Raw genomic sequence first — 12,265 nt, 5'->3', positions numbered from 1 at the left:
CGAATTGCGCCACTTGCCACATACATTGGTCTTGCATGTTATGGGCAGCTCGCGAGGAAAGTCCGCCGCCGATATGAATATTCTGAAAATATTCGAACTGGCGATTGACTTAGCCGGAGAGTATAGCACGCGTGCATTGCACGACTCAACCTGCGCGGTAGCACGTGCGATTGCGTCAGGTTGCACCCGGTGCCGGGCGGCACCTCACCGATATGCGCTGCGGCCCGCGCCGCGCCTGGCCATCCCCTCCTAGCAAAAGCCAGCGATCACGGAAATAAGGTGCGATAATTACGCGATACACGGTTTTCAGGCTCGACTCATGGCTATTACGCTCAAAAACGAAGACGATATCGCCCAGATGCGCGTCGCCGGACGGCTCGGGAGCGAAGTCCTCGACTACATCACACCGTTTGTGAAGCCCGGCGTCACGACGGGCGAACTCGACCGGCTCTGCCACGAATACATGACGAACGTGCAAGGCACGATTCCGGCGCCGCTGAACTATCAGCCGCCCGGCTATCCGCCGTTTCCGAAGGCGGTCTGCACGTCCGTGAACGACGTGATCTGCCACGGCATTCCCGGCGACAAGACGTTGAAGAACGGCGACGTGCTCAATATCGACGTCACCGTGATCAAGAACGGCTACTACGGCGACACGAGCCGTATGTTCATCGTTGGCGAAGGCTCGATTATGGCGAAGCGCCTCATCCAGACCACCTACGAATGCATGTGGCTCGGCATCGAGCAGGTGCGCCCGGGTGCGCATCTCGGCGACATCGGCTACGCGATCCAGAAGCACGCGGAGGGTCAGGGCTATAGCGTGGTGCGCGAATATTGCGGCCACGGCATCGGCGAGGTTTTCCACGATGAGCCGCAAGTCCTGCACTACGGCCGTCCCGGCACGGGCATCGAATTGCAGGCCGGCATGATCTTCACTATCGAGCCGATGATCAACGCGGGCCGCCGCGAGATCCGCACGATGCCCGACCAGTGGACCGTCAAGACGAAGGACCGCAGCCTGTCCGCGCAGTGGGAGCACACGATTCTCGTCACGCAGACGGGCTATGAAGTGCTGACCGTCTCGGCCGGCACGCCCGCGCGTCCGCAAATCGTGGCCGCCGCCACTGCCTGATTTTTTCGCCCCTTCGCCTATGAGCAGCGTTTCCGCCGTCGCCCTTTCCGATGCCACGTCGCTCAAGGCGGACTACAAGGTGGCCAAGACTCCGCTGATCGATCGCTTCCGGACGGCATCCAATGTCGACACGCTGATGCGCTCGCTCGCGCGCATCACCGACGACGCGCTGCGCGGCGCGTGGGCCGCGTGCGATCTGCCTGCGTCGCTGGCGCTGCTCGCTGTCGGCGGCTATGGGCGCGGCGAACTGGCCCCGCATTCCGACATCGACATTCTCGTTCTGCTACCCGATGAGCCCGTCCCGCACCTCGAAGCCAGCATCGAGCGCTTTATCGGACTGGCGTGGGATCTGGGACTGGAACTCGGCAGCAGCGTGCGCACGGTGTCGCAGTGCATCGAAGAAGCCGCGAACGACGTGACCGTGCAGACGTCGCTGCTCGAAGCGCGGCGCGTCGTCGGGAGCACGACGTTGTTCGAAGGCTTTTCGCTGCGCTACCGCGACGCGCTCGATCCGCGCGCGTTCTTCCAGGCAAAAGTACTGGAAATGCGCCAGCGGCATGCGAAGTTCCAGGACACGCCCTATGCGCTCGAACCCAACATCAAGGAAAGCCCAGGAGGCCTACGCGATCTCCAGCTGATTCTATGGGTCACGCAAGCGGCCGGATTCGGCAGTAGCTGGCGCGAACTGGACACGCGCGGCCTCATCACGGATCGCGAAGCGCGCGAACTGCGTCGCAACGAAGGTTTTCTGAAGGCATTGCGCGCGCGCCTGCACGTGCTTGCGGGACGCCGCCAGGACATTCTCGTCTTCGACCTGCAGACTCCGCTCGCCGAGAGCTTCGGCTTCAAGGCCACGGCCACCCGCCGCGCCAGCGAGCAGCTGATGCGCCGTTACTACTGGGCCGCGAAAGCCGTCACGCAGCTTTCGACCATTCTGATCCAGAACATCGAAGCCCAGCTCTTTCCGAACACGAGCGGCATCACGCGCGTTTTGTCCGATCGTTTCGTCGAAAAACAGGGCATGCTGGAGATCGCCAGCGACGACGTGTTCGAACGCGAGCCCAATGCGATCCTCGAAGCGTTCCTGTTGTACGAAAAAACGCCGGGCGTCAAAGGACTGTCGGCGCGCACATTGCGCGCGCTCTACAACGCGCGCGACAAGATGGACCATCGCTGGCGCCGCGATCCGGAAAACCGCGGGCTGTTCCTGGAAATTCTGAAGCAGCCGCAAGGCATCACGCATGCGCTGCGTCTGATGAACCAGACGAGCGTGCTGGGGCGTTATCTGCTGAACTTCCGCCGTATCGTCGGACAGATGCAGCACGATCTGTATCACGTCTATACCGTCGATCAGCACATCCTGATGGTGCTGCGGAACATGCGGCGTTTCGCCGTCGCCGAGCATGCGCACGAATACCCGTTCTGCAGCCAGTTGATCGCGAATTTCGAGCGTCCGTATCTGCTGTACGTCGCTGCCCTCTTTCACGACATCGCCAAGGGCCGCGGCGGCGATCACTCGACGCTCGGCATGGCCGACGCGCGGCGCTTTTGCCGCGAGCACGGCATTTTCGCCGACGACGCGGCGCTCGTCGTATGGCTGGTCCAGCATCACCTGACGATGAGCCAGGTCGCGCAGAAGCAGGACACGAGCGACCCGGAGGTGATCAAGCGTTTCGCCGATCTGGTCGGCACCGAGCGGCGCCTGACGGCGCTGTATCTGCTGACGGTCGCCGATATTCGCGGCACCAGTCCGAAAGTCTGGAACACGTGGAAGGGCAAGCTGCTCGAAGACCTGTACCGTGCGACGCTTGCCGTGCTCGGCGGCGCCCGTCCCGATGCACATTCGGAATTGAAGCAGCGCCAGGAGGAGGCGCTCGCGCTGCTACGGCTCGAGACCGTCCCCGAGAACGCGCACCGCGCACTGTGGGACAAGCTCGACGTCGGCTACTTTTTGCGGCACGACGCCGCCGATATCGCCTGGCAGACACGCGTGCTGTACCGGCACGTCGAAACCGCGACGCCGATCGTGCGCGCGCGTCCGTCGCCCATCGGCGAAGCGCTGCAGGTGCTGGTCTACGTGAAGGACCGCCCCGATCTGTTCGCGGGCATCTGCGCGTATTTCGACCGCAATGCGCTGTCCGTGCTGGATGCGCGCGTGAGCACCACGAAGCACGGCTACGCGCTCGACAACTTCCTTGTCGCGCATACGGAGCGAGACGTCCACTATCGCGACATCGCCAACCTTGTCGAGCAGGAACTGGCGGAGCGCCTCGCGGCGGAAGGCACGCTGCTGCCGGAGCCGTCGAAGGGCCGTTTGTCGCGCCTGTCACGTACGTTCCCCGTCACGCCGCGCGTCGATCTGCGGGCCGACGAGCGTGGCCAGTACTACATCCTGTCCGTGTCGGCAAACGACCGGCCGGGCCTTCTTTATTCGATCGCGCGCGTGCTGGCCGAGCACCGGGTCGGCGTCCACGCGGCGCGGATCAATACGCTCGGCGAACGCGTCGAGGACGTGTTCCTACTCGATGGACACGGACTCTCGGACAACCGACGACAAATCCAGGTCGAAACCGAGCTGCTGCGCGCGATCGCAGTGTGAGATTTCATGCGAGTCAAACTGACAGCCAAGCATCCGCGGCCGGCTTCGTCCGAACGCGCCCCCGTCCGTCCGGGCAGCACGACTGCGCGCAAGCCGGCACGGCCAACCGCGCCGGCCGCCAAGGGCACTCCGTCCACCGGGCCGCGCGGTGACGCCGGTTCTTCGACGTCGGCGGCCGCGCACCGCAGCGAGACGGGCTCGGCGCCCCCCGAGAAGCGCTCGTTCGGCAAGACGGCGGGCGCGGCGGGTAAGCGCCGCAACTCGTCCACGGCGACGCGGGGCGGCGCTGGCGCGCGCTCCGGTGATCGGCCCGCGCGCGCGACAGGCGCACAGGCGCGCGCACGAAGCGAATCCGGCTCATTTGAACGCCGTTCCGCGGACGACCGGCCGCCGCGCGCGACGGGCGCACAGACGCGCGCACGAAGCGAATCCGGCTCATTTGAACGCCGTTCCGCGGGCGACCGCCCCGCGCGCGCGACGGGCGCACAGACGCGCGCACGAAGCGAATCCGGCTCATTTGAACGCCGTTCTGCGGACGACCGGCCGCCGCGCAAGCAAGGCGCGTCCGCGAGCGGTAGTTTCCGCCGCAATGCCGAGGCTACTGCCGATCGGCGCTTTTCGTCTGATCGCCCGTCGCGCGGCGCGTCGGCGGGCGAACGCGCGCCGCGCTTTTCGCGCGACGATGACGCACCCCGCGCGCGTCGCGCCCCGCGCGACAACGAAGAGCGCCGCAGCGCGGCGCGTACGGCCCGCGCTCCGGATAGCGAATCGTCGCGCGAACGCACCTATGCACGCCCCGTCAAAGCCACGTCTGACGGCCGCGACGCGTCGCAACATCGCCGCCCTCGGAGCGAAGGCGCCGCACGCCGTGCAAGCGGCGACGAAACTTCGGCCCGAAGCGAACGCGCCTACGTAAAACCCGTCAAGAGCACCTACGCGAACCGCGACGAAGTCGCGTCGCCCAAGCCGGCACCCGCGCAACGCACTAACAAGGCAAAGCGCGATATCCGCTCGATCGCGGACAGCTTCGACCGTCCCGCGATATTCGATCGCCCCGCCGGAAAGCCCGCGCGCAAACCGCGCCCTTCCGTAGAGCCGCGCCGCCGCGACGAAGGCGAATACAACGACGTGCCCGGCAATCTGCGCCTGTCGAAGCTGATGTCGGAGCTCGGCCTGTGCTCGCGCCGCGAAGCCGACGAGTGGATCGAAAAAGGCTGGGTGACGGTCGACGGCGTCGTCGTCGATACGCTCGGCACGAAGGTCCGCCCCGACGCCGATATCCAGATCGACCCCGCCGCCCAGGCCGCGCAGCTCAAGCAGGTGACGATCCTCGTGCATAAGCCGGTGGGCTACGTCTCTGGCCAGGCGGAAGAAGGCTATGAACCCGCCGTGACGCTCGTCAAGCCCGAAAACCGCTGGGACGGCGACCGCACCGATATCCGCTTTTCGGCCGCGCATCTGCGACAGCTGGCGCCAGCGGGCCGCCTCGATATCGATTCAACCGGGCTGCTGGTGCTGACCCAGGACGGCCGCGTCGCCAAGCAGCTGATCGGCGGGAACTCACCGATCGACAAGGAATATCTCGTGCGCGTCGCGTACGGCGATGTCGAAACGGATGTCGAGCGCCATTTCCCGACGGAGAGTCTCGCGAAACTGCGCCACGGGCTCGAACTCGACGGCGTGCCGCTCAAGCCCGCGATGGTCAGCTGGCAGAACGGAGAGCAATTGCGCTTCGTGCTGCGTGAAGGCAAGAAGCGCCAGATTCGCCGCATGTGCGAACTGGTCGGCCTGCATGTCATGGGCCTCAAGCGCGTGCGGATGGGCCACGTGATGCTCGGCGCGCTGCCGCCTGGGCAATGGCGCTATTTGGGCCCTGACGAGTCGTTCTGAAGCCCGCCGCCGTCGCATATCGTCTGTATGAAAAAACCCGCGCATGCGGTAATGCCGTTCAGTTAAGCACTGAACGGCATTTTTGTTTTTGTTCCGGGAAGATGTTGTAAACGACGCGCCGAGCTGTTAGCTTTTCGGCGCGATGCTCTCCAGTCACCTGACCTTCCTGCTCGATGCGCAACAGCCGGCCGACCTCAGCCGGCTGGCTGAGCATCTGCCCTACGAATGGATCGAACGGGCGGTGCAGGCTACGGGGGCGGCGAGTATTCGGCGCCGGCGCTTGCCTGCTGAGCAGGTGGTCTGGCTGGTAATCGCGCTGGCGATGTACCGTCACTGGTCGATTAGCGAGGTGCTCGACAGTCTCGATCTGGCCTTGCCCAACGAAGCCGCGCCATTTGTCAGCAAGAGTGCGGTGGTGCAGGCACGCCAACGCATCGGCGAGGCACCGATGGCCTGGCTGTTTGAGCAGACGGCGCGGGCGTGGACGACTCAGGACGCGGCTCACCATGCGTTCAAGGGGTTAAGTCTGTGGGCGATGGACGGCACCACGCTGCGCACGCCCGACAGTGCGGCCAACCGTGAGCACTTTGGCGCGCAGGGCTATGCGAGTGGCAAGGTGGCCAGCTATCCACAGGTGCGTGCGGTAACGCTGACTGCGATCCCGACGCATCTGGTGGCCGACATCAACTTTGGCTGCTACGACACCAACGAAATGGTGTACGCCAAGAGCCTGCTGCCGCAGATACCAGACGATTCGCTGACGGTGTTCGACAAGGGCTTTCTGGCCGCCGAGATCCTGTGCGGCCTGACGATGAACGGACGTAATCGCCACTTTCTGATTCCCGCCAAGTCCAATACCTGCTGGGAAGTGATCGCCGGTACGGCAGACGATGCAATGGTGCGCATGCGCGTCGCGCAGCAGGCGCGCAAGAAGTGTCCGGCCTTGCCCGAATTCTGGAATGCGCGAGCGATCCGGGCCATCGACGCGCGCGGACGCGAACGCGTGCTACTGACTTCGCTGAGGGATCGCCGACGCTTTAAACCCGCCGATATCGTTGCTTGCTACGAGCGCCGCTGGCGAATCGAAACCAGTTACGGGGAGCTCAAGCAATCGATGCTGGGTTCAGAGTTGACCTTGCGCAGTCGTACCGTCGAAGGGGTTTATCAGGAGATCTGGGGCGCGTTGATCGCCTACAACCTGATCCGCCGTGAGATCGCCAGCGCCGCATGGGAAGCGAAACTCGCGCCGACCGATATCAGCTTCGTGCGAGCGCTCCATACGATCCAGCACGAAATGATGTGGGCCGCCCTCACGCCGGCCTACGCAAAATTGCCTGCATGCCTTCAGCGTCTGCGGGACCGGCTCAAGTCTCTTCCCAATGAAAAGCGACCCGGCCGCGCATGCGACCGGGTCGTCAAATCCCGCCCCAAACGTTACACCGTTCGATACCTTAACAAGGACATTAACTGAACGGCATTACCGCGCATGCGGGTTTTTTCTTTTCCGACAAGAGGGCCAAAGCTACTGCTCGCTGTGGCCCTGTCGTCCGCTCATTCGTCGGATTGCGGATCGAGGTCGGGAAACAGCACCTCGGTATAGCCGAACTTGGCGAAATCCGTGATCCGCATCGGATACAGCTTGCCGATCAGGTGATCGCACTCGTGCTGGACCACGCGCGCGTGAAAGCCTTCCGCGACGCGATCAATCGGCTTGCCGAACTGATCGAAGCCGTGATAGCGGATCATCGAGAGGCGGGTCACGGCGCCGCGCAGCCCCGGCACGGAGAGGCACCCTTCCCAGCCCTCCTCCGTATCCAGCGACACTGGCGTGATGGTCGGGTTGATCAGCACCGTCTCCGGCACGGACGGCGCATCCGGATAGCGCTCGTTATGGCCGAACCCGAAAATCACGACCTGCAGATCGACGCCGATCTGCGGCGCTGCGAGCCCTGCGCCGTTCGCATCGTGCATCGTCTCGAACATGTCCCGGACGAGGTCATGCAACTCGGGCGTGTCGAAGTGATCGACGGGCTTGGCGATGCGCAACAGACGCGGATCGCCCATCTTGAGGATTTCGTGAATCATGTTGTGTGCCCCTCCAGGAGCTTACGCATACCATCTTCGTCGAGCACGGGGATGCCAAGTTCCTCGGCTTTCGCAAGCTTGCTGCCCGCTTCCGCGCCGGCCACCACGTAATCTGTTTTCTTCGACACCGAACCGGCCACCTTCGCGCCGGCCGCCTCCAGCAACTCCTTCGCTTCGTCGCGGCCCATGTTCGGCAGCGTGCCCGTCAGCACGACAGTCTTGCCCGCCAGCACGCCCTGTGGCGCTTTCGGCGCGGGCGGGCCTTCCGTCCATGTCACTTTGCCGGGCGCGCGCAACTGATCGATAACCGTACGGTTGTGCTCCTCGGCGAGGAACTGATGAATGGCTTCGGCGACGATGGGGCCGACGTCGTTGACCTCCAGCAACTCTTCGACCGTCGCGTTCATGATGGGATCGAGCGAGCCGAAATGTTTGGCCAGGTCCTTCGCCGTCGATTCGCCGACGTGCCGGATGCCGAGCGCGTAAATGAAGCGCGCGAGCGTCGTGTGCTTGGCTTTTTCGAGCGAGTCGAGCAGGTTCTGCGCGGACTTTTCTGCGAAGCGGTCGAGTTCCGCGAGCGTCGTGAAACCCAGATTGAAGAGGTCTGCGGGCGTGCGCACGAGATTCAGTTCGACCAGCTGATCGATGATCTTTTCGCCCAGGCCATCGATGTCCAGCGCACGGCGCTGCGCGAAATGCCACAGCGCCTGCTTGCGCTGCGCCGGACAGAAGAGCCCGCCCGTGCAGCGCGCAATCGCTTCGTCCGGCAAACGTTCGATGGCCGAGCCGCATACGGGGCACTCGGTCGGCATCACGAACTCGCGCACGTCCGCTGGCCTGCGATCGAGCATCGCACTCACCACTTCGGGAATCACGTCGCCCGCGCGCCGTACGACCACGGTATCGCCGATGCGAATGTCCTTGCGGCGAATCTCGTCCTCGTTGTGCAGCGTCGCGTTCGTCACCGTCGCGCCGCCGACGAACACAGGCTCGAGCCGCGCGACAGGCGTGATCGCGCCCGTGCGGCCGACCTGCACGTCGATGGCAACGAGCTTCGTGAGCGCTTCCTGTGCCGGGAACTTGTGCGCGAGCGCAAAGCGCGGCGCGCGCGAAACAAATCCCAGCGTGTCCTGCTGATCGCGCCGGTCGACCTTGTAGACGACGCCGTCGATGTCGTACGGCAGCGTCTCCCGCTTCTCGCCGACCTTATGAAAGAAGCCGAGCAGCCCTTCGGCGCCCTGAACGACGGCCCGCTCGCTGTTCACGGGCAAGCCCATCTCGTGATACCAGTCGAGCAATTCGCTGTGCGTCGCCGGCATCTGGACGCCATCGAGCACGCCGATGCCATACGCGAAGAATGACAGCGGACGTTGCGCCGTAATCTTCGAATCGAGCTGCCGCAAGCTGCCCGCCGCCGCGTTGCGCGGGTTCGCGAACTCGCGCTGGCCCGCATCGCGCTGACGCTGGTTCAGGCGATCGAAATCGCGCTTGAACATCAGCACTTCGCCGCGCACGTCGATGAGCCTCGGCACGCGCTTGCCTTTCAGCTTGAGCGGAATCGAGCGGATGGTGCGGACGTTTTCGGTGACGTCTTCGCCCGTTGCGCCGTCGCCGCGCGTGGCCGCCTGCGTGAACTTGCCGTCCTCGTAGCGCAAGGAGATCGCAAGGCCGTCGAACTTCAGTTCACATGCGTAATCGACGGGCGAATGATGTAGCGTGTCCGATACGCGCTTGTCGAAGGCCGCGATGTCTTCATCCGAAAAGCCGTTGTTCAGCGACAGCATCGGCATGTCGTGCACGACGGGCCTGAATCCGCTCGCCGCTTCGCCACCGACCCGCTGCGTCGGTGAATCAGGCGTGATCAGATCCGGATGTTCGCTTTCGATCTGCTGAAGTTCCTTGAACAGCTTGTCGTATTCCGCGTCGGGCAAATCCGGCTGATCCAGCACGTAGTACGCGTGGTTCGCGCGTTCGAGTTCGGCGCGCAGCCGCAACGCCCGCTCGGCGGGTGCGCTGGTTGCAGGATCAGGGACTTTGGTTCGGGCCATGCTGTCGGCGTTTCGGCGTATGTAATGGATGTCAGATTATCTCAGGAAGCGCTTCCCATGACATCGGCCGAATGGCCAGTTTGGTGCGCGCGCAAACCCAACATGGCCTGCCGATCCTGGCCGATCGGCCAATCGATGCGCAAGCCGTTGACAGCGCGCCGGCCGCAATACGAACTTGTCGCGTACCGTCCATCGCGTAGCCACCAACATGCCTGCCCCCTTCGCCCGCTTCATACGCTGTCCCTTCATCGTGCTTGCCATCGTGCTGGCCACGCTCGCCGCGTGCCATGCGCGAGGCGCGATGGCGAGCGAACTGGTGGTCGACGTGCCGCTCGGTCAAGGCGCATCGATCTCCTATCTGCTGACCGAACAGGACGGCAGCCAGCCGCAGTGGGTGCTCGTAATGCTTCCGGGCAGCGAAGGCGATCTCGAACTGTCGCAGCAGCCGGACGGCACGATCCACATGCATGAGAAGAACAACTTCCTGATCCGTGCGCGCAACCTCTTTGTGGATTCGCTGTTCGCGACGGCCATCGTCGATGCGCCATCGGATCATCCGGGCGGCTATTCGGATGCGTTTCGTGCGTCGCCGCGTTCCGCGCAGGATCTCGCACAGGTCGCGGCGAACCTGCGTGCGCGCTTCCCACAGGCGAAGCTCGTGCTGGCGGGCACGAGCCGCGGCACGATATCGTCGGCTTACGTGGGACGCGCTTTGCCCGATGTGTGGAACGCCGTCGTGCACATGTCGACGCTCAGCAGTCCCGCGCGCGGCCAGGCCACACCGTTGATCGGTTTCGACTACAGGGCGATTCGTCCGCGCCAGCTGTTCGTCCACCACGCGGACGACGGTTGCTATCTCTGTTCCTATGAAGCGCTAAAGTGCATCACCGACAGCGGTCAATATGCGCTGATCACCGTGCACGGCGGCGACGCGCGCAGCAAGCCCTGCGAGGCGATGTCGCATCACGGGTTCTACGAAAGTGAAGAGGCCGTCGTCGCTGCCGTCAAGGCGTGGATCAGCGGACGACCGTGGCCTGACGACGTGGGATAAATGGGCAAGGCATACGCGTCGTGATCGGTGCCTGGCGTTTGGCGAACGCCATAGTGCTTTCCGCGCGGCTTCAAATGAAAGCGCGCGGCCCGAATGAAAACCGCCCGAAGCATTGCCATGCGTCAGGCGGTGTCATCGACGGCAGCATAAGCCGCCGCGTCATGCGTAAAGCAGCGTCGCGCGCCTACTGGCTGAACAGTCGCCGCGTCGCAGGCGAGCCGGCCGGAATGCCAGCCTGTTCGAGCTTCGCGTACAGCGTCATCAGTTGCTTCTCGATCGCAAGCAGCGCGCTTTCCGGCAGCGGCCGGCGGCCATCGTCGACCACGCGCCCGCCGATACGTTCGGCGAGCGACTTCGCGTAATCGCACATCAGGCGGAACGGCAGGATATCTTCGTCGGCGACGGGCACGTCGAGTACCAGTGTGATCATCTGGCCGCCCTTGTACGTGAGATCGTCGCGCAGGAAGTTGGTGTCGCCGAATTGCAGCATGAACACGGGGCTCTGCTTCGCGTCGAGCTTGACGAAACGCGTACCGTCGCGCGACAGCAGCAGCCCGTCTTGCGAAGCGACGGCCTGCACGTAGTTCGCGGACCACGGCGCGCCGTCGGACAGTACGTTGATCGACAGCTGCGCGTCGCACTGCGCGGCAAAGCCGTCGAGTTCACGCGCCATCGATACCGTTTCCATCATGTCCGGAAACTCGGGGGAAGCATCGAGCGCGTCGGCGAACTGCTGGACGCCCGTCACGAATTCGGAGAACTCCAGTTCGTTGAGCGGACCGCTGCGGTTCGCGAGTTGCGCGGCCGCGCGCAAATCCTCGTAGCGCACGCCGTTTTGCAGCAGCTCCCACGCGCCGCCGCCTTCCGGCTTGCCTTCGATATGCACCGGCTTGCTGCCCGCGCGGCGCAGACGCTGCGCGAGCGGCAGCACCTTGTCGCCCGCGACAGGCGCGGAAAGCCTGATGGGGACGATGCAGTCGATGCGGCGGTCGACGATCGCCGGCGGCGCCGACGAAATCGTCGTGGCGGCGGGCATGATCGGCTCGTTGCGCTCGTCGTCGGCCTCGCGCTCGACGGCCTGCTGCTCGCGTTCATCGTCTTCAGGGAAGCCGTTCGGCGACGTGTTTTCGGCCTGGATGTCGGCGGGCGTATCGAGGGGAGCGACGCCGCCGAAGGTCGGCTCGACGCGCGCCGGTTCGACATGCTCGCCCGATGTGGGTTCGCGGCGCGTCGTCGGGCGCGCCGGTTCGATGAATGGGCTCTGCTCGACGTGCTCGTCCCGAGCCGTGGGTTCCGCCGTGTCGGTGGGCATCGGCCGCGGCATCCTGCGACGCACCTTCGCGCCCTGCCACGCGTTGTAGACCACCACGCCCCCGACCACCACGGCGCCCGCGCCGATCAAACCGAGTGTCAACTCGTCCATGCACGCTCCATCTGCAATTCTTTTCGCCGCTGCACGC

At 64.4% G+C, this 12,265-nt stretch carries 8 protein-coding genes; 5 read left to right on the top strand and 3 right to left on the bottom strand.

The genetic code is table 11. The features are described 5' to 3' along the window. Positions 1 to 319: 319 nt before the first annotated feature. The 4 genes from map to AB4Y32_RS13240 all read left to right on the top strand — a co-directional run bounded on the left by map (position 320) and on the right by AB4Y32_RS13240 (position 7,092). Positions 320 to 1,132 carry a type I methionyl aminopeptidase gene (map, locus tag AB4Y32_RS13255; RefSeq protein WP_368721764.1) on the top strand — a complete coding sequence of 271 codons (813 nt, stop codon included), beginning with the start codon at positions 320 to 322 and terminating at the stop codon, positions 1,130 to 1,132. A gap of 19 nt (positions 1,133 to 1,151) precedes the next feature. Further along, positions 1,152 to 3,731 (top strand): [protein-PII] uridylyltransferase, encoded by a 2,580-nt coding sequence (locus AB4Y32_RS13250; RefSeq protein WP_368721763.1) that lies wholly within the window; start codon positions 1,152 to 1,154, stop codon positions 3,729 to 3,731. A gap of 6 nt (positions 3,732 to 3,737) precedes the next feature. Continuing rightward, positions 3,738 to 5,621 carry a pseudouridine synthase gene (locus AB4Y32_RS13245; protein ID WP_368721762.1) on the top strand — a complete coding sequence of 628 codons (1,884 nt, stop codon included), beginning with the start codon at positions 3,738 to 3,740 and terminating at the stop codon, positions 5,619 to 5,621. 142 nt (positions 5,622 to 5,763) lie between these two features. After that, complete coding sequence (locus AB4Y32_RS13240; RefSeq protein ID WP_368721761.1) at positions 5,764 to 7,092, top strand: IS4 family transposase; 1,329 nt, start codon at positions 5,764 to 5,766, stop codon at positions 7,090 to 7,092. An 80-nt stretch (positions 7,093 to 7,172) separates the two neighbouring features. Here the strand turns inward: AB4Y32_RS13240 and def are convergent, their stop codons facing one another. After that, the gene (def, locus tag AB4Y32_RS13235) at positions 7,173 to 7,706 is read right to left on the bottom strand and encodes a peptide deformylase (RefSeq protein ID WP_368721760.1); all 534 of its coding nucleotides are present in this window, start codon (positions 7,704 to 7,706) and stop codon (positions 7,173 to 7,175) included. After that, on the bottom strand, positions 7,703 to 9,754 hold the full coding sequence (gene ligA, locus AB4Y32_RS13230; RefSeq protein WP_368721759.1) for an NAD-dependent DNA ligase LigA: 2,052 nt from the start codon (positions 9,752 to 9,754) through the stop codon (positions 7,703 to 7,705). Before ligA ends, def begins: the two co-directional genes overlap by 4 nt. 208 nt (positions 9,755 to 9,962) lie before the next feature. Between ligA and AB4Y32_RS13225 the strand changes: the two genes are divergently transcribed. Then, positions 9,963 to 10,805, top strand: a complete 843-nt coding sequence (locus tag AB4Y32_RS13225) for a hypothetical protein (protein WP_368721758.1) — start codon at positions 9,963 to 9,965, stop codon at positions 10,803 to 10,805. Positions 10,806 to 10,989: 184 nt separating this feature from the next. Here the strand turns inward: AB4Y32_RS13225 and AB4Y32_RS13220 are convergent, their stop codons facing one another. Continuing rightward, on the bottom strand, positions 10,990 to 12,228 hold the full coding sequence (locus AB4Y32_RS13220) for a cell division protein ZipA C-terminal FtsZ-binding domain-containing protein (RefSeq protein ID WP_368721757.1): 1,239 nt from the start codon (positions 12,226 to 12,228) through the stop codon (positions 10,990 to 10,992). Positions 12,229 to 12,265: the final 37 nt, after the last annotated feature.

Origin of the sequence: Paraburkholderia phymatum, assembly GCF_040965635.1 — a bacterium.
Classification (GTDB): Bacteria; Pseudomonadota; Gammaproteobacteria; order Burkholderiales; family Burkholderiaceae; genus Paraburkholderia; species Paraburkholderia phymatum_B.
The sequence above is the reverse complement of the archived record's forward strand: the minus strand, read 5'-3'. Positions and strand labels throughout refer to the sequence as shown.